This is a genomic window from Streptomyces sp. B21-083, assembly GCF_036898825.1.
Classification (GTDB): Bacteria; Actinomycetota; Actinomycetes; order Streptomycetales; family Streptomycetaceae; genus Streptomyces.
On record NZ_JARUND010000001.1, the window covers coordinates 82,201 to 104,684 of the forward strand.

23 protein-coding genes are annotated in these 22,484 nt (G+C 67.8%); 10 read left to right on the top strand and 13 right to left on the bottom strand.

Going from position 1 to position 22,484, the window contains the following annotated elements; all coding sequences use genetic code 11:
- Window positions 1-109 precede the first annotated feature (109 nt).
- Window positions 110-607, bottom strand: coding sequence for an HAD domain-containing protein (locus QA861_RS00440; protein WP_334586171.1), 498 nt, complete (start codon window positions 605-607; stop codon window positions 110-112).
- Window positions 604-1,857 carry an IS256 family transposase gene (locus QA861_RS00445; RefSeq protein ID WP_334586172.1) on the bottom strand — a complete coding sequence of 418 codons (1,254 nt, stop codon included), beginning with the start codon at window positions 1,855-1,857 and terminating at the stop codon, window positions 604-606. Before QA861_RS00445 ends, QA861_RS00440 begins: the two co-directional genes overlap by 4 nt.
- Window positions 1,858-1,942: 85 nt before the next feature.
- Here QA861_RS00445 and QA861_RS00450 point away from each other — a divergent pair, with 85 nt between their 5' ends.
- Entirely contained in the window at window positions 1,943-2,410 is a 468-nt protein-coding gene (locus QA861_RS00450) for an IS3 family transposase (RefSeq protein WP_443041420.1), read from the top strand.
- Here the strand turns inward: QA861_RS00450 and ltrA are convergent.
- Window positions 2,352-3,605: a group II intron reverse transcriptase/maturase gene (gene ltrA, locus QA861_RS00455; RefSeq protein ID WP_334586173.1), complete on the bottom strand. Its 1,254-nt coding sequence runs from the start codon at window positions 3,603-3,605 to the stop codon at window positions 2,352-2,354. The two genes, QA861_RS00450 and ltrA, sit on opposite strands and share 59 nt — an antisense overlap.
- Window positions 3,606-4,075: 470 nt before the next feature.
- On the opposite strand from ltrA, the gene QA861_RS00460 reads away from it, so the two are divergent.
- Together QA861_RS00460 and QA861_RS00465 are read left to right on the top strand one after the other, a co-directional pair.
- Complete coding sequence (locus QA861_RS00460; protein WP_334586174.1) at window positions 4,076-4,660, top strand: IS3 family transposase; 585 nt, start codon at window positions 4,076-4,078, stop codon at window positions 4,658-4,660.
- Between the two features lie 678 nt (window positions 4,661-5,338).
- Complete coding sequence (locus tag QA861_RS00465; protein ID WP_334586175.1) at window positions 5,339-6,337, top strand: DUF5677 domain-containing protein; 999 nt, start codon at window positions 5,339-5,341, stop codon at window positions 6,335-6,337.
- A 121-nt stretch (window positions 6,338-6,458) separates the two neighbouring features.
- Here QA861_RS00465 and QA861_RS00470 read toward each other — a convergent pair whose 3' ends face one another.
- The 3 genes from QA861_RS00470 to QA861_RS00480 form a co-directional block, all read right to left on the bottom strand.
- Entirely contained in the window at window positions 6,459-6,716 is a 258-nt protein-coding gene (locus tag QA861_RS00470; protein ID WP_334590414.1) for a DUF6207 family protein, read from the bottom strand.
- Between the two features lie 181 nt (window positions 6,717-6,897).
- Window positions 6,898-7,176 carry a hypothetical protein gene (locus tag QA861_RS00475; protein WP_334586176.1) on the bottom strand — a complete coding sequence of 93 codons (279 nt, stop codon included), beginning with the start codon at window positions 7,174-7,176 and terminating at the stop codon, window positions 6,898-6,900.
- 565 nt (window positions 7,177-7,741) lie between these two features.
- On the bottom strand, window positions 7,742-8,245 hold the full coding sequence (locus tag QA861_RS00480) for a lamin tail domain-containing protein (RefSeq protein WP_334586177.1): 504 nt from the start codon (window positions 8,243-8,245) through the stop codon (window positions 7,742-7,744).
- 1,407 nt (window positions 8,246-9,652) lie between these two features.
- Here QA861_RS00480 and QA861_RS00485 point away from each other — a divergent pair.
- Both QA861_RS00485 and QA861_RS00490 read left to right on the top strand, forming a co-directional pair.
- Entirely contained in the window at window positions 9,653-10,216 is a 564-nt protein-coding gene (locus tag QA861_RS00485; protein WP_334586178.1) for a YcxB family protein, read from the top strand.
- A gap of 271 nt (window positions 10,217-10,487) precedes the next feature.
- Window positions 10,488-10,835, top strand: coding sequence for a hypothetical protein (locus QA861_RS00490; RefSeq protein ID WP_334586179.1), 348 nt, complete (start codon window positions 10,488-10,490; stop codon window positions 10,833-10,835).
- Window positions 10,836-10,911: 76 nt separating this feature from the next.
- Here QA861_RS00490 and tpg read toward each other — a convergent pair whose 3' ends face one another.
- Both tpg and tap read right to left on the bottom strand, forming a co-directional pair.
- Window positions 10,912-11,469, bottom strand: coding sequence for a telomere-protecting terminal protein Tpg (tpg, locus tag QA861_RS00495; protein WP_334586180.1), 558 nt, complete (start codon window positions 11,467-11,469; stop codon window positions 10,912-10,914).
- A gap of 3 nt (window positions 11,470-11,472) precedes the next feature.
- Entirely contained in the window at window positions 11,473-13,656 is a 2,184-nt protein-coding gene (tap, locus tag QA861_RS00500) for a telomere-associated protein Tap (RefSeq protein WP_334586181.1), read from the bottom strand.
- A gap of 568 nt (window positions 13,657-14,224) precedes the next feature.
- Here tap and QA861_RS00505 point away from each other — a divergent pair.
- Both QA861_RS00505 and QA861_RS00510 read left to right on the top strand, forming a co-directional pair.
- Complete coding sequence (locus tag QA861_RS00505) at window positions 14,225-14,395, top strand: hypothetical protein (RefSeq protein WP_334586182.1); 171 nt, start codon at window positions 14,225-14,227, stop codon at window positions 14,393-14,395.
- 32 nt (window positions 14,396-14,427) lie between these two features.
- On the top strand, window positions 14,428-14,568 hold the full coding sequence (locus tag QA861_RS00510; RefSeq protein ID WP_334586183.1) for a hypothetical protein: 141 nt from the start codon (window positions 14,428-14,430) through the stop codon (window positions 14,566-14,568).
- A 26-nt stretch (window positions 14,569-14,594) separates the two neighbouring features.
- Here the strand turns inward: QA861_RS00510 and QA861_RS00515 are convergent, their stop codons facing one another.
- The 4 genes from QA861_RS00515 to QA861_RS00530 form a co-directional block, all read right to left on the bottom strand.
- Window positions 14,595-15,290 (bottom strand): restriction endonuclease, encoded by a 696-nt coding sequence (locus QA861_RS00515; RefSeq protein ID WP_334586184.1) that lies wholly within the window; start codon window positions 15,288-15,290, stop codon window positions 14,595-14,597.
- Between the two features lie 76 nt (window positions 15,291-15,366).
- Window positions 15,367-15,576, bottom strand: coding sequence for a hypothetical protein (locus tag QA861_RS00520; RefSeq protein WP_334586185.1), 210 nt, complete (start codon window positions 15,574-15,576; stop codon window positions 15,367-15,369).
- A gap of 357 nt (window positions 15,577-15,933) precedes the next feature.
- The gene (locus QA861_RS00525; RefSeq protein WP_334586186.1) at window positions 15,934-16,632 is read right to left on the bottom strand and encodes a DUF6461 domain-containing protein; all 699 of its coding nucleotides are present in this window, start codon (window positions 16,630-16,632) and stop codon (window positions 15,934-15,936) included.
- Window positions 16,633-16,702: 70 nt separating this feature from the next.
- Window positions 16,703-17,983 (bottom strand): NucA/NucB deoxyribonuclease domain-containing protein, encoded by a 1,281-nt coding sequence (locus QA861_RS00530; RefSeq protein WP_334586187.1) that lies wholly within the window; start codon window positions 17,981-17,983, stop codon window positions 16,703-16,705.
- A 492-nt stretch (window positions 17,984-18,475) separates the two neighbouring features.
- Between QA861_RS00530 and QA861_RS00535 the strand changes: the two genes are divergently transcribed.
- Window positions 18,476-18,868 (top strand): hypothetical protein, encoded by a 393-nt coding sequence (locus QA861_RS00535; RefSeq protein ID WP_334586188.1) that lies wholly within the window; start codon window positions 18,476-18,478, stop codon window positions 18,866-18,868.
- A gap of 564 nt (window positions 18,869-19,432) precedes the next feature.
- Here the strand turns inward: QA861_RS00535 and QA861_RS00540 are convergent.
- The gene (locus QA861_RS00540; protein ID WP_334586189.1) at window positions 19,433-20,194 is read right to left on the bottom strand and encodes a GntR family transcriptional regulator; all 762 of its coding nucleotides are present in this window, start codon (window positions 20,192-20,194) and stop codon (window positions 19,433-19,435) included.
- Window positions 20,195-20,414: 220 nt separating this feature from the next.
- Between QA861_RS00540 and QA861_RS00545 the strand changes: the two genes are divergently transcribed.
- Together QA861_RS00545 and QA861_RS00550 are read left to right on the top strand one after the other, a co-directional pair.
- Entirely contained in the window at window positions 20,415-21,212 is a 798-nt protein-coding gene (locus QA861_RS00545; protein WP_334586190.1) for an N-acetyltransferase, read from the top strand.
- 35 nt (window positions 21,213-21,247) lie between these two features.
- Window positions 21,248-22,474, top strand: coding sequence for an acyl-CoA dehydrogenase family protein (locus QA861_RS00550; protein ID WP_334586191.1), 1,227 nt, complete (start codon window positions 21,248-21,250; stop codon window positions 22,472-22,474).
- Window positions 22,475-22,484 lie beyond the last annotated feature (10 nt).

Below are 22,484 nucleotides of genomic sequence, written 5' to 3' on the forward strand. Positions count from 1 at the left end.
GAAGGTCTCCCGGACCGCCTTCTATGCCCGCCGCACCGGCACGCCCGGTCCACGCGCGGCCCGTGACGCCGGAGCAATTGTCAAATCCTGTGGATCACCGCGAAGAGCCTCAATCCAGCCGTAGCCATTGACCAAGGACTGCGAAGTCCTGGTCGGTGAGGCCGCGGGACGACGCAATGCGATGGAGGAGGGCTGGTGCCGGGTGGCGGGTGGACACCCAGTCCCGATCGGCGTCGGTGATCTCGTCGTCGACCCAGGCGAACGGGCGTCCGTCCGCCCATGCCACGAGGGTTCGGGTCTTCCAGTGGAGCCCGAACCACTGGTCTTCTCGTTCGTGGGCGGCGGAGGGCTCCGGCCAGTTCACGACCGGCAGTTGGGGCAGGCCGAGCCGCGGTGCCAGCTCGATATTCGCCTCCTCTTCCCAGGTCGTGGCCCAGACCAGGTCGCACGGCAGCGCCGCGAGCCGCGGCCCGGCCTGTGGGACGAGCCGCGCCAGGTGCGTGTCCGATGCGGTGCCCGCCGGCTCGCGCTGCGGGCCATCGCCGAACGGCAGGAGCGGCCCGTCGACGTCCAAGAAGAGCAGTGGACGGTTCCCGTGCGCGGTCATGCTGCGCTCACCTCGGGGCGCTCGACGAGGTAGCCGTTCTGGAACGTGGCGCCGTTGCGGACGAGGGCGACGAGGTGGGGTGCGGTGATCGCGCGCCAGCGTGCCTGGGCGGACTCGGCGAGCTTGAACACCATGGCCAGGGCGGCAGCGGGGCTGCCGGCGCCGCGGGTGACCCGGGTCCTCAACTTGACGGTGCTGAAGGTGGATTCGATCGGGTTCGTCGTCCTGAGGTGCACCCAGTGTTCGGCGGGGAAGTCGTAGAACGCCAGGAGTTCATCGGTCTCGTCGCTGACCTTCTTCACCGCTTTCGGCCACTTCGCGCCGTAGGTGCGCTCGAACTCCTTGACGGCCTTCTGGGCGTGGTCGCGGTCTTCGGCGTTGTAGATCTCCTGCAGTGCCTTCTTAGCGCCGGGCTGGGCCGACTTCGGCAGGGCGTTGACCACGTTGCGGGTTTTGTGAACCCAGCACCTTTGGTGCCTGGCCTGCGGAAACACCTCCGCCAGAGCCCGCCACAGGCCCATCGCGCCGTCACCGACCACGAGCTCGGGATCCCGCATGCCGCGCCGTCGGCAATCACGCAGCAGGTCGGCCCAGGACTCGGTGGACTCGCGCAATCCTTCAGCGAGCGCGATGAGTTCCTTGCGGCCGTCGGTGCGCACGCCCATGAGGACCAGGACGCAGGAGCGGGCCTGGCCGAGGCGGACCTTGGGGTGGACGCCGTCGGCCCACACGTACACGTAGTCGGATTCCGACAGGTCCCGGTCCTGGAAGGCAGCATGGTCGTCGCTCCACTGCTTGGTCAGACGGGTCACGGTGGCCGGCGAGAGCCCGGCCGAGCTGCCGAGGAACTGCTCGAGTGCGGGAACGAAGTCGCCGGAGGACAGTCCGTGCAGGTAGAGCAGGGGAAGGACCTCGCTGATCTTCGGGGACTTGCGGCACCAGGGGGCCAGGATCTGCGACGAGAACCGCTTGCGTTCGCCCGTCTCGGCATCGACGCGCTTGTCGTTCACGCGCGGTGCCTTGACCGGGATCGGCCCGGCGGCCGTGGTCACGGTGCGCTCGGCGTGGTGGCCGTTGCGGACCACCAGACGTCGGCCGGTCTCGTCGCGCTGGTCAGCCAACTCGGCTATGTACTGGTTGACTTCGGCCTCCAGGGCCGCGGCGAGCATCCGCCGGGCGCCCTCGCGGACTATGTTGTCCATCAGGGAGCCGGTCTCGGTGGTTCCGTCGTTGTTGACTACGCTGAGCACGGGCGTGCCTTCCCGACCCGCGCGCCAACGCGGGCCTACTCGATGACCAGAAGTCGATCACTCGGGAAGGTACGCCCTCCGCGTTGTGCGAGGCATCCCTCCCGAGGTCGATCCACAGGTCTTGAGCATTGCTCGTGACGCCGAACTGGCGGCACAGATCACCGATGTCCACACGCGATCGCGGGGAACCTACGGTGCCCCGCGCGTGCACGCCGTGCTCAAGCGGGCGGGTGCCGGGTGCGGGCGGCGCCGCGTCGCCCGGCTGATGCGGGCAGCCGGCCTGCAGGGCAGGCATCGCAGACGGCGGCACCTGACGACGGTCCCCGATCCGCGGGCTGTTCTGCGGCCCGATCTCATCGTCCGCGACTTCCAGCCCGACCCCGACGGGCTGAATACCCGCTGGTGCGGGTCGGGTAGCCGGAGGGAATCTCACCCTCCGGCTCCCACAGAACCGTGCGTAACAGTCTCCCGTTACACGGCTCTTGTCACCCTGATCACCAGAAATTACGGCACAGGCGCCAATGCGCGAACATTCCCGGGTATCGCCGTGTGATCCCCTGGAAACAATCCTTGGCTTTCTTGAACCCGGCCAGCCGTTTGTACTTTCTGCGGATCCAGCGCACCAGGTAGGCATTGATGCGCCGCAGGAGGGGTTTCAGCGCGGAGTGATAGAACGCTCCGTAGTACTGCATCCACCCTCGCACGATCGGGTTGATGATGCGTGCGAGTTGAGCGAAGGTGTGACCCGTGCGCCGGTGGATCCGCCACCCGCGCAATTCAGAACTGAGCCTCTTCAGGGCGTCCTTGCTGATCGCAGGCAGAAAGCACGGAAATGTCACCCCATGCTTGCTGCGCGCCGCGCGAGCGCGGAACGTGAACCCCAGGAACGTGAACGCCGTGTGCTCATACGAGCCCCGCCGGTTCGCGTCCTTGCAGTAGACAATCCGGGTCTTGTCGGGATGCAGACACAACCCGACCTCTTCCATCCGGTTCCCGATCGCCTCCACCAGTCTTCTGGCCTGGCGCTCGCTGACGCAGTGCACGACCGCGTCATCCACGTAGCGTTCGAAGGGGACGTTCGGGAACTCCCGAGCCAGCCACATGTCGAACGCGTAGTGCAGAAACAGATTCGCCAACACGGGCGAAACCGATGACCCTTGCGGGGTCCCCCGGTCTCGCATCTGCAAGGTGCCATCGGGTAGTTGAAGCGGTGCCTCCAGCCATCGCCGGACGTACAACTTCACCCAAACGGCGTCGGTGTGCGCTTCCACAGCCTTGACGATGAGGTCCCAGCGGACGCTGTCGAAGAACTTCCGGATGTCGAGGTCGACGACCCAGTCCTTCTTCCAGCAGCGTTCTCGGCACTTTTCCACCGCGTCCAGTGCCGACCGCCCTGGCCGATACCCATAGGAGTCCGGATGGAACTTCGGTTCCACCTCGCGCTCCAAGCGGGCGGCCACTACGGTCTGTGCAATTCTGTCCGCGACCGTGGGAACGCCGAGAATTCTGGTACCACCGCCATGCGACTTCGGAATCTCCACCGCTCGCACCGGGGGCGGAAAGTAGCTGCCCGAGGACATTCGGTTCCAGATCTTGAAGAGATTGCCCTTCAGATCCTTCTCGAAGTCCTCGATCGAGCAGCCATCTACACCCGGCGCCCCCTTATTTGCCCTGACCTTCTCCCATGCCTCCCAAACTTCCCACTTCGAGATCTCAAACGACTTCCCTGGCGACTTCAGCTCGCCCACCCGACTCCTCCCAGGACACACCCGGTTGATCGAACGAACACAGCCACGGATGACCCGGCCCCTTCGCTCCATCTCCATTACAGAGACTTCATCACTACTACGAGCCGGTCCGCCGGCGAGTCCCGCACCGGTACTCGATCCCTCGCGGTTTCCGCCGCTTCGGGACACTCCCTCTCCCTGCCCATGAGGCAGGACTATCGGGACTCGCCTTCCCACGTTCCACGTGAAAGCAGCAGACCAGGCTCGCGTCGCCTCCATGCCGGGCACCGTCTGGCCAGTAGACGGGTGTCCGCCAGACTTGTCCTGGAGCCATATCTACACCCCCAGTTTCGATGCCATCTAAATAGGTTTTCGACACGTCATCAGCGATTCGCTTGCGCTCGCCTTCCTGGTCCCCACCTGACGCCTCTTGGGCGCCTTTTCCACATCGCTCACCACGACGGCCTTCAGCCAACGCAGCATGTGGCGGTTTGAAGCCTCCCCCCGCAGGGCGGCTCCGAAGGGCCTACCTTCATCTTTCACGCAGCACCGCATTCAAAGAGGTGCCGACCTACATTCCTGAACCTCTCTTCCTGCGTTCGTGGCACACCGACATCACCTATATCGCCACACAGGAGGGCTGGCTCTACCTGGCCACCGTCATCGACATCGCTTCCCGCCGCGTGGTCGGCTGGGCAACGGCTGATCACCTGCGGACCGATCTCGTCGCCGACGCCCTGACGAACGCCTGCCGGCAACGTCGCCCCACCGCTCCGGTGATCTTCCACTCGGATCGCGGCTGTCAATACACCAGTCAGCAACTTGCCGCGCTGGCAGACCAGTTGGGGGTGCGTCTGTCGGTCGGCCGCACCGGGCAGTGCTGGGACAACGCACTCGCCGAGTCGTTCTTCGCCACCATCAAACGCGAGTTGCTCGACACCACCGCCTGGCCCAGCCGGGCCTCCGCCCACACCGCGATCTTCGATTTCATCGAGGGCTGGTACAACTTGCACCGTCTGCACAGCAGCCTCGGCTACCGCAGTCCCGCCGAATACGAGACCGCATCCGCAGCCTGACCACCACACCAATGGTGTCCGTCAAAGCGGAACAAGCTCAGGCCACCGGGTACACGCCGTGGCATGCACCTACCTCGATGGTCGCGCCATCGCCGTCGTCGGCGCCCGCGAATTCTTCAGCGGCACTGTGTCGGTGTGGGACCTGGCTTCCAGACGCCGCATCTGCCAACTCGAGGAATTTGACGGCCGGGTGGGCTCCGTGGCGTGCACTGTCCTCGGCGGTCGGCCCATCGCCGTTACCGGCACCACATCAGAAAGTGGTCCGGGTCATATTCGTGTATGGGACCTCAGGACACGGAAGCTCGTGCAGCACTTCGTACTGCCAGATCTGCAACGAGTTGAGGTGGCTCCCGATGGCAGCCTCGTCGTCCTGTTGGGACGCGATATCGCCGTCTTGCAACCGCAATCGGACTGGTCCTCTGGGAGACCGTTTCGCGGAGCCTGAGCGATGGCGAGCTGCCCCGCCGGTCACTGTCAGTAGACGTCGCCCTGCCCCCACTACACCTCCGCGCTTCGACCCGGCTGGCAGTGTGCTGCGGTCCCTGCACGACCCGGTCATGGACGACGGACGAGGACGAGCAGGTCTGACCCCGCCGAGACAATGCGGAACAGGGACAGGACAGTTGTTGGACCCCGCGCTCGGCCGGGGAATCCGGTAGACCCGCCAAGAGCTTGACGATGAAGATATGGGCCATGGACCCCGAGGATTCAGAACAGCTCCAGGAACTGGTCACCCGCTTGGCGGCCGACGCCATACGTCGCGCCCCGAGAACGCTCGGCCGCATCAGCCGTCGGCGGCACGGGTTCCAGAGCCGCCTTCGCCGACACTGGGGCCGCAGTCTGGACCTCTACGAACTGACTCTCCACCGAGCCCGCGAGCTCGGCGCCGAACTCAGCCGGACCGCCGACCCGGCGGAGTGCGACGCCCTGACCTATGTGTTGACCAGCATCCACGCCAGGGCGTGCCGGGTGGCTGACGAGGTGCACTGCTTGCTGACCGTCGGGCACGGCCAAGGTGCGCTGAAGTCAGCGCGTGTGCTCTACGAGCTCGCCGTCGTGTCGATGGCACTCAGCGAGTACGGCCGCCAGCCTGGGCACGAGGACCTGGTCGACCGGTACCTCGCGCACGCGGACGTCATCCAGTTCAAGGCGATGAAGGTCTATCAGGAGCATGCCCCAGACCTGGGCCAGGAGCCGTTCTCGCCGGAGGAGGTTGAGGCGGCGGAGCATGCCTCCGAAACTGCCAAGGCCCAGTACGGGAAGGTCATCGGGCAGCAGTTCGGATGGGCGGCCAACCTGCCGGGCGCCCCAGGAAAGACCACCGAGGGTCTGGCCGCCGTGGTTGGCATCGCCCATCTCCATCCGTACTTCGACTGGGCCTCAGCGGAGAGCCACGGCGGTGCACACGGCGTGTCCCTGAACACGGTGGACACCCGACGAGGCGCCATGCTGATGGCCGGCCCCAGCGTGGACGGACTGGTCACGCCCGCCAGCCTCAGCCTCATCTGCCTCCACCACTGCACCCTCAGCCTCGTTGTCCATGGACAGGCCGAACCGGATCTGGCGGCCCTGGTAATGCTCCAGGTAGTCGACAAGCTACGAGCCCGAACCGACGCCGCCCTTAAAGCCGCACACGAGAAGGGGCCACAACTACCGCTCGTGGGCAGCAGGGTGTGACCCTGGGTGAGAAACCGAACCGCCGCGCGATCCACGAACGCCCCTGACCCGTACGACGGACGGCCACGGGGAACTGCCAGCCCGCCGGGAACCGTGGCAGGTACCGCCCGACGCGCGGTCGTCACCGTGCCCCCTCTGCGCCGGTTTGTGGCACCACCTCGGCCAGCGCATCCGAGCCGACCAGCTGGAGTAGATCCAGGTAGCAGCGCAGTCGCACACCAGGCTGTCCGACGTCCCGTGTTGTCCTCTCCGCGATCGACGTCGCCCAGCGTTCGGCGAGCAGCTGCTGGAAGTCGAGCGCGGTGGCGTCGTCTGCGGCCGCGATGTCGACGACGATCAGGCCGGGCCGGCTTACGTGTGTCTTGTTGATCGGGTCCATGTACGTCACTACGCCCGGCCTACCAAAGGGAGTTCCGTCGGCATGGTGTCTTCACCCGACTGAGTGGCCCTGGGCGTGGGGCAGCCGAAAACAGGCGGGCCTCCATCGCGCTGGGGTGGCCTGGGCTGCGGCCTCGGTTCGTGAACGAGATCGCGGTTGTCACCCGTCAGGTGCCCGGCGGTCAGGGGCTGTCGCCGACCCAGTCCCAGCGGGCGGGGTAACCGGGGCGCGGGGCGTACAGCGCCCGCCCTCCAGGGCCGAAGCTGCCGAGCTCGGTCTGGAGGGAGACGCCTGTGCCGATTTCGTCCTGCGTCCAACCCGTGATGTCCAGCAGCAGCCCGTCCAGCGGGCCGCCGACCAGTTCGACGTACGTCTGACCCGGGCGCGGTCCCCGGTCGGGGTCATCGTGGTCGGCGCCGTAGACCCGGCCGCGCAGCAACTGCTCATCGTCGCCGTTCATACGGTCCAGCCTTCCAGCCGCCACTGACATCAACTCGGCTCGCCCAGAAACGCCGGGGGCTTGCCCGCGCCTCCGGCGGAAGGCTTGCCCGATCAGGTTCGAATGAAGGACCCCGGCTGTCATGTCGGCGCCCGGGGATTCGTGCCATCCGGCGGGGCTCGGCGGCGAACCGCTTGAGCACAGCTTCGGAGCGGTTGTCTCGTCGTCGATCCGGTCGAAGAAAGCGTCCCCGTTGCGGGTGACCATATGGGCCAACTGCGCCTCACACCTCTACGGGTCGGATTTGCTGTTCGTCAGCAGAGTGCTCAGGTACCGGCTGTGGACGAGCGAGGTTATCTGCGATGAACACCGCGGCCCGTGGTGCGGCGTCAATGCAGCTGGCCTCTGCCGCATCCGTTCTGAGGCCGGACTCCCTCAGCGGGCATCGGCTCGCCCAGCCTGGGCTTTGGTCTGCTACATAGCCACCCGGAACTGCTGCGGTGCTTCACCACGAACCATGACCAGGCGGCGGCGCGCCGGGCCGTTGTGGGCCCGACGCGCCGCCGCTCACCTGCTTGGGCGGGTGTCAGGCGCGGCGGCGGGCGTCGCCCCGGTGGTCGCGGTCGTGGTCGCGGCCCCAGGACTCGTCGTCGATGAAGCGGCCGTGGTCGTTGCGCAGGGTGGCCGTGTCCCGGTCGTTGTTCCACACGTAGTTGCGGCGGTCCTGGTAGAGGTCGGTGCGGGTGTCGCGGCCCTCACCGGTGTGGATACGGACCGTGGCACGGCCGGCCAGGCGGTAGTCGTCGAAGGTGTAGGTGTGCCCCGACTCGTCCTCCAGCGTCCAGCCGTCGAGGTCCACGCCGTTGCGGGTGGTGTTGGTGAGTTCCACCCACTCCTTGTTCAGTGAGCGGTTGGAGCGGTCGTCGCGTCCCGGGGAGTCGTACTGGACAGCGGAGATCTCCACCTTCGGGTGCTGCGGACGCGCGTGGCCGGCAGCGGATGCCGGCAGCGCCGCCACCGAGACCAGAGCACCGGCCGCGAGCGCTCCGGCGGCCAGACGACGGGCGGTGACAGAAGCAGAAGCGGACAAGAAGTCCCCCTGAAGGTGCGGGCGCCACTCCCCCGTAAACGGCCTTCCGGTCGCTGTGGGAGTCGGTGCGGTGTGCGGGTGGCGGCCGGACTGGCCGCACACCCACACTCTGTCCACCCCGTGCAGGAGTTGGGTAGAAAACATGGACTGTGTTACTGGTTACCCATATTCCTGTGACTCTCGACTGCCTCATCCATGTATGCCGCTGATGCCCGAGGTTGACGACCCGACACGATCCCACCCCCGTGCAGGAGTTGGTTCAGTGCCCGCAGCCGTCACACCACGCCACCCCGGCACCGCGGGGGCCGTCACCCGAAAGTGAGTAACAGCCCTGGTGCAGTGTCAAGGAGGTGGGGCGCGGCCAGTCCTGGTGGGCACGTCGGCGCACCGTCTCGTCGGGATGATGGCCGCCCGCAGTGCGGGCCCGCGGTCCAGTCAGTGCCGCGTCTCCCACCACAAGATCAGCAGCGTCACAGCGCCGCTGCCCAGCCTGTAGGCGACGCCCTGCAGGAAGTGGTGGTGGACACCGCGTCCACGACCCCCACTCCATTTCCGCAGGTGAGTACTGATGGACAAGCGCCACCTGTCCACACGGCGTGGGTGCTTCGGATCTGAATTCGCGCTAGGCTCGGACATGCGTTTCCTTGCGTTAGCTTGCGTTCAGGGACACGCGTGAGGAGCCCTCCCAACTCAAAGGCCTGAGAAACCCGTTGGGACGCAGGGCTCCTTTCGCGTTCTCCGGATCCTATCGGCGAGAAGCTGATCGGTGTAGTTGCTCATGCGGGAATGCACTCACCAGACGACACTCTGCCTACACTCTGCCTACCTTCTCGCGCACCAGCGATACACCCACACCGGAAAACTCGCAGCTCACAGGCGTGCGTGTGATCCCGGTCACCATTAAGCAGCAAAGCGGCATTCGCCGGTCTTCCCTCCTGCGAGAAACGCAGGAGCGGGTCTTCCTCCTGCGGAAAACGCAGGAAAACACAAGCTCCAATGCGCTCCAACTTAATCCATTGCATTCCATTGCATCGCGATGAGATGTAATGAAATGGATTACAGAGGGTTACGGCAGGAGTGCCGGGCTTGAGGTCGCCTCGGGAGCCGAGCCTCACGGTCTGCTCCTCGCAGGAATGTGAAACGCCTCGTCCCCGGCAGCTTCAATGCCTGAGCCGAAGCACGATGATTGTCACCGCTGGTCTCCACTGATCTGCGGTTTCGGTTGGGCAAAGCACGCTGGTCACCACCGGATCGGCGGGCTTTCTGTCACCAGGACTGCGCGAAGCACGGTGATGATCACCAGCTCCGGCGCCGGCAGTCTCGTACGGACGAGTGATGGTCCCCGACCCCGGCCGAGTGCGAACCTCAGTTCGTTATGATCCGCATGCCTTATACCGGGGAGGGACCATGGCCGAAGGCCACAGCGACCGAGGCATCAACAACGCGGAATCCTCTGACAATGTCGTGGACGGGCGAACCACAGTTGAACTGGCGTACCGGCCCCAGTCTGCCGACACTCTGGTCGGCCTGCGGGTCCGCGAGCGGATCAAGTGGGCCGGGCTGATACTGCGGGGCGCACTCCTCTTCCTGTCGGTAGGAAACTGGCTGGTCTCCGCCGCCGTCCGCAGCGGTGTCGACGTGTTCTCGACGGCCGTGCTCCTGTCGGTCGTCTTGCTGGTGTGGGGTTACCCGCGGCTGCAAGCCGCCCACGTGCAGCGCCTCGTCGGATGGCAGGGCGAGTACCGCGCCACCGTGTCTCCCGCCGGGATCACATGCCGAACCGAGCACAGCACACTGATCCAGAAGTGGTCCGTCTTCCAGGGGTACCGGGAAACGGCAGGTCACTTCGTCCTGCTCAGCCGGGATCCCAACATCCTGTGCGTCGACGTCCTGCCCAAGCGGGGCGTGCATGAGGCTGGGGGCATCGAGCGGCTACGGGCGATCCTGGACCAGCACACCCCTCGCGTGTGAACAGGTTTCCGCCGTTGTGACAACCATCCCGCTTCGGCTCAGTCGGCGATGCGCTCGGGCTTGTGGTCGGCGTTCAGGAGTGGGCTCTTGTCGCGGTCGATGGCTGTGCCGAAGCTCAGTAGTTGTCAGCGTCGGCGCCGGATAGCCTGCGAAGGGAGTAGATCGAAGCAGTCGGACTGTCATCAGAGAGGCACTGCAGTTGTCACACGAGGTCGATGAGTGGGTCGTACGGGTACCGGCGCGCAGCCTGCCTCGCGAGGAATTCATCGCCATGCTTCGCGAACAGACCCCGGCATGCAGACCTGCCCGTGACGCCTTGATTGCCGGTGGCGCCTTCGATGTCTCGGACGGTCTGGTCCCCGCCAACCGGCACGCGGGTGTGTTCGCGATTCGAGTGCGCACGGCGGCTCGGCGCGGCCACACAATTGAGGGCCTTGCCGCCTCTGTCGACATCCTCCGGCAGGCTGGGGAAGAGCGTGTGCGTACCGGTCGCATTGACTCCGTGGACAGATCGTCCGTGTTCACGATCTTCCTGAACTCTTCAACGACGGAAGTGCTGGCCTGCGCAGGCGGACTCCGGCCCACCCCCCTGCAGGAGCCGACCGAAGCCCCCGAGTGACAGCACGCCTGCCTTGGTGACAACTATCGCGCTTCGGCTCAATGCCGGGGACGAGGCGCTTGTGATGGAGCCCGGGTTACAGCACGATCCGGATGTGCTCCATGTCGGTGAACTCCACGCCCAGGCCGGCCGCCCGGGTGTTGTTGTTCCGGAAGTACATTTCCGCGAGTCCTTCGGCCGCGATGCGCTGGAGCTGCTGCTCGGTGGCGCCGGCGTCGCGGGCCTCGAAGAGGCGGTCGGCCCAGCGCGGTGGGAGGGCCTGGGTGATGTCGCGGATCCGGGCGTCGTCGGTCGTGCCGGGGGCGGCGGTGAAGCCGAAGCGGGCCCGTGTGGTGACGACCAGGCCGTCGGTGCTCGCGGCCTTCTTCTTGGCCTTCGCCCGGATCTGCGGCTGCCACCGCTTCTTGACCTCACGCTCGATGCGCTCGCGCAGGTCGTGGCGGGGCCGCTTGAACTTGCCCGCGACGTACCGCTCCACGGTGCGCTGGGAGATCCCGAGTGCCTGGGCGGCGGCCTTGGTGCCCTTGTGCTGTTTGACCAGGTACTTCATTTGCGCCTGGGCGCTCTGCGGGATGCGGCGGGTGAACGCCGTCTCCAGCGCATGGTCCAGGCTGTCCGCGAGCGAGTCGACCATCGGTTACTCCCCTTCTCCGGCGGTCGGGTCGTTCTTGATGAGGTTGGCGATGTTGAACACGCCGCCGTGTTCCTCGAACAACTGCTCTGCCCACAGGACGGTCTGGGTGCCCTGGTGTTTGACCATCCCCGGCGAGACACCGAGCCGGAACGTGCCCGGCGCCGGCTTGCCCTCGGGTGTGTGGGGCAGGACGTCCAGCGGGGACGGGCCGGGCGAGGGGTAGACGATCGCGTCGGTGCCGATGGAGACCGGGTACAGGTCGGCGGCGGCCGCCGTCTTCATCAGCTTGCGGTGCAGGCCCACGCGCTGGTTCGCCAGCACGGCGGCCCGGATGTCGGGGCGCCACGTCTCCCGCTTCAGCGCCGGGTATTCCTCGTAGTACGGCACCTGGCCCCGGCTGCGCTGGCGCAGCTTGCCGATGCCGCCCTTCGCCGTCGCTTTGATCGCGGTCGCCAGCAGGTTCATGGTCGGGTCGACGCTCTTGGAGCGGTTCATCGCGTCCAGGAACTCCTGGCCCGTCAGGTCGGTGGTGACGCCCAGGTCGGCCATGGTCGTGATGTAGGCGTCGCGCAGGCGTTTGTACCAGGCGTCCAGGTAGCGGCCGGTCCGGGTGCGCACGTGCGCCTCGATCGGCGTGACGTCGAAGCCGAGTTCCACCGCGTAGGCGACGGTGGGGGTGGCGTACCAGGCCGGGCCCTGGGGCCGGTCGCCCTTCGGCGTGAACGGGCTCGGGAGCCGGTCGCCGTCGACGGTGCGTCCGTTGACCGGTACGCGGGACAGGTCGACGTGGCTCAGGTCGACCAGCCACGAGCCGGGCAGTGCCGCGTCGAACTTCGGGTTGTTCTCCAGGTGGGTCGGCCCGTTCAGCCCGACCGTGATTCCGTTCGCGGCTGCGGCGAACGACATGTTGATGTCGACCGTGACCAGGAACTGGTTCACGCACTCCTCATCGGTGAGCGGTCGGCACCAGTCGTAGGGCTCCTCCATCAGCATCTGGTCCGGGGTGCGCAGGTGGTGACGGGTGAACTTGTCCTTGAGGACCGGGTGTTCGTCGGGGACCTCGCACTCCACCGCGGGATACAAGGCGGTGAGCGCGTCGTCGTTGAAGGCCCGCTTGAACTCGCCGGTCGTCGGGTCCTTCTCCGCGCGGGTCGGCGGGCGCAGCGCGACCATCAGCTCGAGGCCGGTCGTCGAAGTGGTGCCGCGCGGCGTCATCACCCGATCCGCGTACAAGCCGAGGTAGCGGGCAAGGTCGGCCGGGTGCATCGTCGGCAGCTGCGGGTCGTCCTTCTTGTCCCACTCCCGGGCGTCCAGCGCGTTCCAGGACAGGATGCACAGCTGGACGCAGCGGCGCCTGGAGCCCTCGGGCTCGCGGAAGACGCGGGCCCACGGCCCGAACCCGCGCTGGGTGAGCTGGAGCCCGGCCCGCTCGATCTGCTTGACCACCTTGTGGCCGGCCGGGATCCGTCCCGCATTCCGCTCCTCCTCCGACAGGGCGGCGGGCAGACCGTAGCGCTCCAGCGCGGCCGGAGTGAGGACGAGGATCGGGTCGGCGTCCCGGCCGTTGCGGTGCAGCCGGGCCTGACCGAGCCGGGCCTCAATCAGCGTCCAGTCGACGAGCGCCGGAATGGACTTGGCGGGCACGTCCAGGACCAGGCCGCCGACGCAGTACGCCGACACCTGTCCCTCCTCGCAGTCGATCACAGCAAGCGGGCCGTTCTCGAAGCGTGGATCGACGGTGGTCGGCTTCTTCGCCGCCTTCTTCGCACCCGGGCGCCGCGACGACGGGGCGGGCCCGGCGGTGCCGCTCGCCTCCGTCGTCAGGCGGGAGGGCGGTACAGCGGCGGGCACGGGGACCAGCTCTGAGGGCGGACCGGTGAACGCCTCCGGGACCACGGGCGCCGGGGCATCGGCGGGCACGTCGGTGGCCGGGGCGGGGAACCGCGCGGCGAGGCCCTCCAAGAGTCGGGCGTAGGCGGCGCGCTTCGGCGGCCGGGGCTCCGTCTTTCCGGTCTCCCAGTTCCCCACCGCTTCCCGGCGGGCATCCAGCGCTGTGGCGATCTGTGCCTGACTCAGGCCCGCCGCCTCACGTAGACGCTTGCGCTCCGCAGGGTCCGGCAGGTCGTCCTGCGCGACTTGCTCCAGCAGTGCATCGACGGCGCTGAACAGCTCGTTCTCAGCGGACACAGAGGTCACCTCCAATAGACATCATACCTGATCGCGCATTGGATCGATCATTGAATCGCTCATCAATCGCGCGTTGATTTGGAGTGCAACACGCGGGCAGGTAAGTCGCGCAACGGCTATCCGTTCAGGTCGGGCCCGCAACTGTCCTGTCTCTGTGATGTCCGGGCAGTCTCGGAGATCTCCGGGCATCAGCCCCGGCGTCTCGCGCAAGTCCGGCACGGCCCCGATATCCGTGCCGGTCACGAGCCCTGTGGCCTTCCCGGACCGGCGCATCGCACCGGCGGTTACCCGGACTTCTTCGGGACGCCGGACCCGCTGGGCGTCTCACCCAAGTCCGGGTAACGCAGGTCGGAGGGGCGTCGTACCTGGAGATATCTGGGACCGGACACCGGACGTTGCGTCATGTGTTGCACGCCCGCTGCCCTTGGCCCCGTTGCCCGGCAGAGCGACGGCGCAGAGTCAAGGCCGGCTGCCAGGACATGGGTGCCCGCACCGAAGGACAGGCGGCAGACCTGGTCGTTCGGGGAACTACGCCCCGTTCGAGATGGCGGGTCGGCACACTGGCCCGGTGACTTCCTGGCTGAACCGCCGTTGGCTCGGGCTTTGGTCCCGTCTGCACCGCGACTTCGACGGCACCGACCCCACCGCGAAATGGACCGCCCGCGCCGTCTGGGCACTGCTGACCGGGGCAACCTGCCTGGTGCTGGGCCGCGCAGCCACCTGGCCTCCCGGGCCGTAGGCGCATCCCCGGCCCTGACCGGGTGGCTTGCCGTGTGGCTCCTGGTCTCCGTGTTCACCGTCGCGCTGATCGCGGTCGGTGCCGGACCGGGCCGCACCCGTCGGCCGGCACTGACCGCGCTCAGCCTCGTGACCGGCGTCGTCCTGCTGACGGCGCCGTCTTGGCCGGCCTGACACCCGCCCCGTACAGCAGCCCGCAGTCAGGCAGAGGGGTGCTGCCTGGTGCCGCCGCCGCTGCCGCTGCCGTTCAGCGGGATCAGGGTCTCCAGACGAGCGCCCTTGACCCAGGAGCCCAGCAGGTCGCGGTGCAGGGCCACGATGTCCTGGCGCAGCGCCAGGCCCAGCGCGGCCTTCGTGAACGAGCGGCACGTGGTGACGAACAAGGCGACATCCGCGCCGTGTTCGAGACGGGCGGTGCCGACGAACTTCTGCATGTCCTGCGAGGACACGCTCCGGTGCGGCGCGTACTTCTTGCACTGGACGACCAGCTTGCGGCCGTCGGCCAGGTAGCCGACGACATCCGCGCCCAAGTCGCCGCTCTTGCCGCTGACGACGACCTTCGTGCAGCCGTCCCGCCGACACAGATCGGCGACGTACGTCTCGAACTCCTGCCACGACAACGCGTCGACCTCTGCCATCGACAACTCCCGCGCCCGGGCCTCCTCCCGCGCCCGCCACACACGGTCCTGGCCGGCCGCGAGACGGTGCGCCCGCCACAGCGCCCATCCGACCCCGCCCACCACGGCCGTGGCGAGCACGGCCACCAAGACCGGCCACACCACCGCCCAGTGCCGGGCCACCCAGACCGCGGCGACCACGGCCACCACCGCACCCCAGCCCTGCAACTGCCGGCGCGTCCGCTTCTTCAAACGCCGGCACCGTCGACGTGCCGCCATCACTCCCCCACTCCCCCGACCCGTGCCCTGCAGTGCGCACCGACGGGCGCCGTCCGGCCCGTACGTGTGCGGGGGCTCATCGGCCGGCCTGGGTGACGCCGCTCGCAAGCTGTCCCACGATGTTCAAGATCCCCTGGCCCGCCGCGGTGGGCGCGATCAGGACGCCCAGCGCCAGGACGATGACGACGGTCAGCTTCTCGTCGACGCGGCTACGGGCCTGCGTACGCCTCCGCAGCCGCCAGACGACAATGACTGCGAGCAGCACCGTCACGTTGATGGTCAGCAACCGTCACAACCTCCCCCACACGACCGGACATCACCCACGCGTACGGCAGCACACCACCCCAGCCTCCTTATGTAGCCAGGCCTCAGCGATGTTGGGACCGGGTTGCCGACGAATGGCACAAAGCCATCGGACCTGGCCGAATACCGCACGACGGAACAGCCGTGGACGTGCACGGCGACGCAAGCGCCCTTCAGAAGCCGAGCACCGGCAGACGGCGCGAGGCCCCGGCGCGGCTATGTCACAGCGGGCCGACGGTCACCTGCGCAAAGCTTTCCGCCAGGGCCGCTCCACAGCTGGCTGATCATCGCGCTGACACGGCCTCAGCCCCCGTGGCAACGCCGTGGGTCGAGGTTTCGGCTATTCGGAGGGCGGTAGGACCCTGCCCAGACCTCGCCCCGGGGCAGGAGAGTTGGATGTCGGGAGGGCTATGCCCAGAAATGGCCCCAGGGCCGTGGAGTCAGATGCCGGAGGGTCCTCCACGTACTCATGGCTTTCGGGCACCCAGACGGTGAGCATGGGTTGGGTCACCGTGCGCAAGGCGACGGCGGCACCGATGTGGTCGCCAACGGCCTGGAGGGCGTAGCGCAGGGTGCTGTATTGACGGCTCCCCGCGGCTGCCCGCCGCTCGATGTTGTCCCACCAGGGGTGGGGTGCAGCTGGCCGTGTATGGGCCATGCCCGGCTCGAAGGCTTCCACCAGTGCACCGCTGCGCCAGTGTTCGAACCGGTGCGTGCCGTCCCCGCCGCGCAAGATGCACAGCGTTTCCGTCCCTTTCGAGAGTGAAGCAAGCGCTTGGGGCATTGCGCCAAGGATGTTGTCCTCCTCCAGGCACAAGGTCCAGTCAGCAAGCTGCACCGCCCGCAGAACGGAGCCCTTCTCGGGAGCGCGCGAAACTACGAGGGCGTCCTGTCGGCTTGCCAGGTGTGCGTCCTGAAGGTCGGCGCCGTAGGCCGTCAGTACTTGGCCGGGGGTACGAGAACGCGTGAAGGTCAGGCACGCCGAGGGCATCCCGGGATCCGTAATCCAGGCTTCCGGCCCGCTACTGGACTGGCTCATGAGGCGACTTTCGTGGTGGGGTTTGGGGCCCGCAGTGTAATGGCGCTGCGGGCCCCGACAAAAAGGGCTGTCAGTTGGTCACGACAATGTCGAACTTCTCAGTGTCCAGAACGCGCTGGTTCTTGACCATGGAGCCGTAGACGCCGCCAGCAGAGGAGTTGGCCGTGGACGACACATGTGCACGAATGCACGGCTCGGTGCCCTTGACGGGCTTGTCGGTGCGCGCTGCGTAGAACTTCCACTGTCCGCCCTCGAGCTTCGGCACGATGTCTGCGCACAGTGCACCATCCGTGCCGCCCTCGTAGGTGCCGGCGAATGGGAACTCGTCACACGAATCGTCAGGAACCTGGTTGGGCATCGCGACGAACGGGTCACTGCTCTTGGCGCCACAGGTCCGCTCCCGGTTGGCAACTGCGACCGTCTCACTGGCAACCCGGCGCAGGGGCGCACCTCCCCGCAGGTTGTTCTGCGCCCACGCGTATGCGGCTGCTGCGGAAGCGTGCTTGGGGTCGGACAGGGAGAACGAGGAGTAGGCGCGGCGCTCCGGGATGACGCAACCGGAGGTGGTGAACTCCGCGTCGCAGCGGATCTTGGCCTCGGGCGGGCTGCCCCAGTTCAGATTGGGCTGGATGGGGACCGCGCCGCTGCTCACGACGTAGATGTGGTACTGGGTGTCGAAGCTGTCGTGTGTGCCCGAGGGGACGCTGCTCTTGTACGTGACAGAGCCGGTCGCACTCTGGCCGGCCGCGAGTGTCTTGATGCCCGTCCACGGCTTGTTCGACGGCGCCGAGCAGCTGGAGGTGCAACCGACGTCGAATGCCACGTTCAGCGACTTGACCTGGCCGGTTGTCTGCGTCACCGTCAGCGTGATGGATTCACTCCAGGTCAGGCTGCTGGCACTGAACTGGTTACTGCTGTTGACGCTCATCGTGCCGGTGCCGATGGGCTTGCTCTTGTCATCGATCAGCGTGTAGGTCGCAATGGTGTCGGCCTGGCAGATCGGGCCTGTACGGGTCCAGGTGAACAGCCCGGGCCGAAGCTGGCAGGAGTCTGCCAGCGGGGACACAGCGGCTGCCGACCTGGCCGCCTCGGCCGCCGGCTTGACCTCAACACAGGATTTTATGGCTCCGCCCAGTGCTTCCTGATTTGCAGCAGGGATGGAATCGCACGACGCTTCGGGCTCGACGGCCGAGCTACCCACCTCCGGCACGTGCGCCGAAGCAGAAGCGCTCACAACCCCCAAAGGCTGAGCAGTGTCCGGCGCGCCAGCGGCGCTGGCGGCCGGCGCCGTGAACCCTGCCACTGCAAGCGCAGCGGCTACGGCGATGGCTCTTCGTAATGCTGTGGGCACGAACTACCTCTTCCATTTTCTGCTCGTCACGGCCGTGCGGCTGCGACATGGACGCACCGGCAGATAGTTCGGACATTGGAACAGAGGAACTCGGAAGCGCGCATCACGACGCTGCGCTTAACCAACAGTAAACAAATGCCAGTTGGCGTGATCTCCGGTAATACCCCCGTTGCCAGAACGAAGTAACTGCTCGGCATGATCAATAAAACGCTGAGGACGGCGCTTCGGGCAAGGAAGTTTTCAGGCCAGCTGGCGAAACCTGTGCATTTTGGTCGAATGTCGGCTTGAATTCTTCGTTCACTCACTCGCCATAGGAGCGTTTCCCGATGCACTCGCCCCGCACTACTGGGCGGCGCGAACGGCGATGGGTGCAGATCTTCTGAGGGTGCCTCGTTGGGGTGATTCGCCGAGGTTCGGGATGTAGCTGATCGTGTCGACTTCTACCGTCGCCCGGGTCGAGCCCGCCGTGAGGCGTGCGGGTGCTGAGCGAGGGTGATAGAGGCGCTGGAGGCCAGGCGGGCTGAGGTGCTGGGCGAGGCCGAGCGGCTGCGTGAGCAGATCGCTGGTCTGTCTGAAGAGTTGTCGCGGGCCGAGGAGCGGCTGGCGCGGTTGGAGATCGCACGCGAGACGGTGGAGGAGGTGCTGGCCGCGCCGTCTTCGCCGGTGCCGAGCGCGGACGCCGCGGGCGGGGATGCCGGTAGCGGGGTCGCGGTGGCGCTGGTGAAGGCCGAGGCGGAGCTGGATGTGACGGTGATGCCGCCGGAGTACCGGGAGATCATCGCTTTGTTCGCGACCTCGGGAGCGGCGATGCGCTGCAAAGAGGTCTGCCGGCACCTGGGTCTGGGGACCGAGCCGCGGCATGTCGAGGGATACGTTCGAAGCTGAAGAGGCTGGTGGAGCGCGGGACCCTGGCCGAGCCTTCGTCCGGGCTGTTCAAGGTCGACGGCAGGAAGCAGGGGTGGTGAGCGTGGTGGGGCGGGCCGTGGGCCCCTCCACGCGACGGAGAACGGCCATGCTCACCGGTCGGACCAGTGGGGTGAACGCTCTCGTGTTCAGCCCTGGCGACCGGAGCCTGGCCACGGCCGACGCCGACGGGGGAAGAAGTCAGCGTGGTGGGCGCAGCGAGCGCTGCCCAAAGCAGGACGGCTACCGCTATCGCCGCTTGTGCACCTCGACGGTACGCCGGGAGTCCGCCGGCACGGCGGATGGGGACAGTCGTGCGTGAGACCACAGGGCCCGGCTCCGGGTGCTTCCCACACAGCCCCGGCCGCCGGCCCCTCGCGGGCTGGGCACATAACTCCGTACGCGGTGGTGCACGGCGAGGTCGTACGCGACTGGGTACGTATCTCTGTACTTCCCCCCTTCCTCGATGAAGGGGGGAAGTGGTCTCAGCCGTCGGCCGGCGCGAGGGTGAAGTGGAGGGCGAAGACGCCGGGGGCTTCCTTCAGTTCAGCGGGGCGGTTCGGCGGAGGGGTGGCGGGTGACGGAGTATCCGACCTCGAAGGCGTCGGCGGACATGCGGGTGTCGTTGACCTCGAGCACGGTCCCGCCCGGGCCGGTGGTCGTCCGCACAATCCGCAGCAGCGGAATGCCCTTGGGCAGGCCGAGCCGCCCGGCCTCGGCCGGGGTGGGCATGCGGGCGCCCACGGACTCCTCCCAGGCCAGGGGACGGTGGCCCATGTCCTCCAGCAGGTCGTAGATCCCGCCGGGTCCGGTGTCTCGTTCGGCGAGGCGGGTCCCGCGGGCCACGGCGGCGGGCAGGAAGCTGGTGGCCAGCTGCATCGCCTTGCCCACGGTGGTATCGCCCATGATCCGGTCACGGATCAGAACGTCCTCGTCCTGCCCGGCGCCGAGCAGGACAGCGACGTCGCGCGGGGCCGGTCCCCAGGTGATCGTCGGAGGCTCGAGCGCGTTCCAGGGCTGGGCGGTGGGGTCGAAGTAGTAGCCGCGCTCGTCGCGGAAGACCTGCCGGCTGCGGGTCAGCCGCCGCTTGACGGGCCTGGCCCGGACGATGGTGCCGCGGCGGCGGACCACCTCCACCAGCCCCTCGGCCTCCAGCTCGGCGATGGCCTCGCGGGCGGTCTGCTTGGCGATCCCATAGCTCTGGGCGACCTCGGTGATCTTCGGCAGCACCGCGCCCTCGGGATACTCCCCCCGCTCGATGGCCTGACGCAGGTCCGCGGCGACCTGACGATAGGCGGGGCCGTTCATGAATCCTCCTTGAGAAGGCGAGTGCGTCACCAACACAACTTAGTCCTAGCCCTATTGACGCGCAGGACTTCCGCGCAGACGATAGTCCTAGTTCTAATGCGTCGTCAGTGTCGGCGCATCCCCTTGTTGTCCCTCATGCCGGATCACCGGCTTGCTCGCCATGCCCGAAACGGGGCGGCGAGGGACGGTGCGCGTCCGGACGAGATGGCTGGAGGCCCGCGTGAACGAACAGCACAGCACCACGCGCATGCACGAGTCCGGGATGCACGAGCTGGTGGCAGCGGGACTGCTGGAGCTCGGGACCGGCTGTCGGATCAGCCCCAGCGCGCTCTTCGCGCCGCAGGACGAGCAGGGCACCCTGCGGCCGGTCCGCCTCGGCGACCGCGTCGTGATCTCCGCCGGAGCGGTGATCTGCGGCGGAGTCGAGGTCGGCGACGGCGCCCGCATCGACGAGCAGGCCGTGGTCGGCAAGCCGGAGCTCGGCTATGCGGTCGGCCGCACCTACCCCGGCGCGGGGGCCCGCACCCGCATCGGAGCGAACGTCATCCTGCGGTCCGGCTCGGTCATCTACGCCGGCACCGAGATCGACGCCAACACCGCCGTCGGCCACCACACCCTGGTCCGCAGCTTCTCCCGCCTGGGCGGCGACTGTCTCCTGGGCCACTTCCTGGTCATCGAGCGCGAGTGCCGCATCGGCGAGCGGGTGCGGTGCTCACCCCACTCGCACCTCACCTCCGCGACCGTGGTCGCCGACGACGTCTTCCTCGGCGCCGGGATCCGCACCGTCAACGACAAGCACCTCATCTGGCGCGACCCGACCCGCGAACCGGACCTTCTCCCGCCCCGCTTCGAGGCCGGAGCCAAGGTCGGCTCCGGCTCCACGATCCTGTCCGGCGTCACCATCGGCGAACGCGCCCTCGTCGGCGCCGGATCGGTCGTCACCCGCGACATCCCGGCCGGCGCGACCGCCTACGGCGTCCCAGCCCGCGTCCGTCCCTCCACCGCCGAGACCACCTGACCAGCCCGCGAACACGGGAACGGGGAAGGATGAGCATGAACGGCACCGAGAGCGTCAGCTCCTGGATCACACCGCTGCGGCCCGCGTTAACGGACCTCAGCGACCGCCACCTGGAGCGGCTGCACCGCCTGGAGAGCGACCTGAGCGAGGTCCTCGCCGCCGCCCCGGCCAGCGGAGTGGGACCGTCGGCGAGGCTGCTGGCCGTCCGCAGGCGCCTGGCCGAGCGCGTCCGCGCCGGCCACACCCCCACCGACAGCCCCTCGGTCACGGCCCTGACCGAGGCCCTGGCCGGCTTCGTCTGCGGTTTCCACGACCTGGACCTGCGCGACGCGGTCGGCCCCGGGCACGGCCGCATGATCCTTCGGCACGGCACCGGCCTGGTCCGCCGCCGCTGGTCCGCCCGCCTGGCCGGCGGCGACCTGGTCGGCATCGCCGCCACCGAACGCCACGGCGGCAGCCGCCTGCAGAAGATCACCACCCGGGCCGTCCCCCGCCCGGGCGGCGGCTGGTGGCTCAACGGAGAGAAGTGCTGGGTCTCCCGGCTGACGGAGTCCGCCGCGTTCGTGGTGTTCTTCAAGAACCCCGACGGCCACATCGCCGCGGCCGTCATCGACGCCCGCGCTCCCGGCCTGGAACGCGGCCCCGTCATCCCGGCCGGACTCGGCGGCTGGGCCTGGGGCAGCCTGTCCTTCACCGACGTCCCCGTAGACGAGGCGGACCTGCTCGCCGGGCCCGACGGCGGGCTGGCGGTGTTCCGGGAACACTTCGCCGCCTTCCGACCGCTGGTCGCCGCGACCGCGCTGGGCACCGCCGCCGGCGTCCACTCGCAGGTCACCGCGACCCTCACCGCGCGGCTGACCACCGGCATCCTGCCCCGCCTGCGGGACACCACGCTGGTCACACTCGGCCGCACCCACGCCGAACTGAACTCCGCCCTGCTGGCGGCCCTGGCCGCCGCCCGGATCACCACCGCGGGCAGCGGGCAGGCGGACATGTGGTCACGCGGGGTGAAAGCACACGCGGTCGACACCGCCCACCACGCGGTCGCGGAGCTGTCGCTGCTGGTCGGCGCGAGCGGCTTCCAGGCCGACTCGGCGCTGGCCAAGGCCCGCGGCGACCTCGGCGGCCTGCTCTATGCCGACGGCATCCACGACTCGCTGCTGCGGTCCGTCGGCCGCACCCTCACCACCCCCACCGCCCAGGCTGCCCTCCCGCACCCTCGGACAGCCACGGCGGAGATTCACCCGCACGCGGTCGCCTGAACCCGCCGGT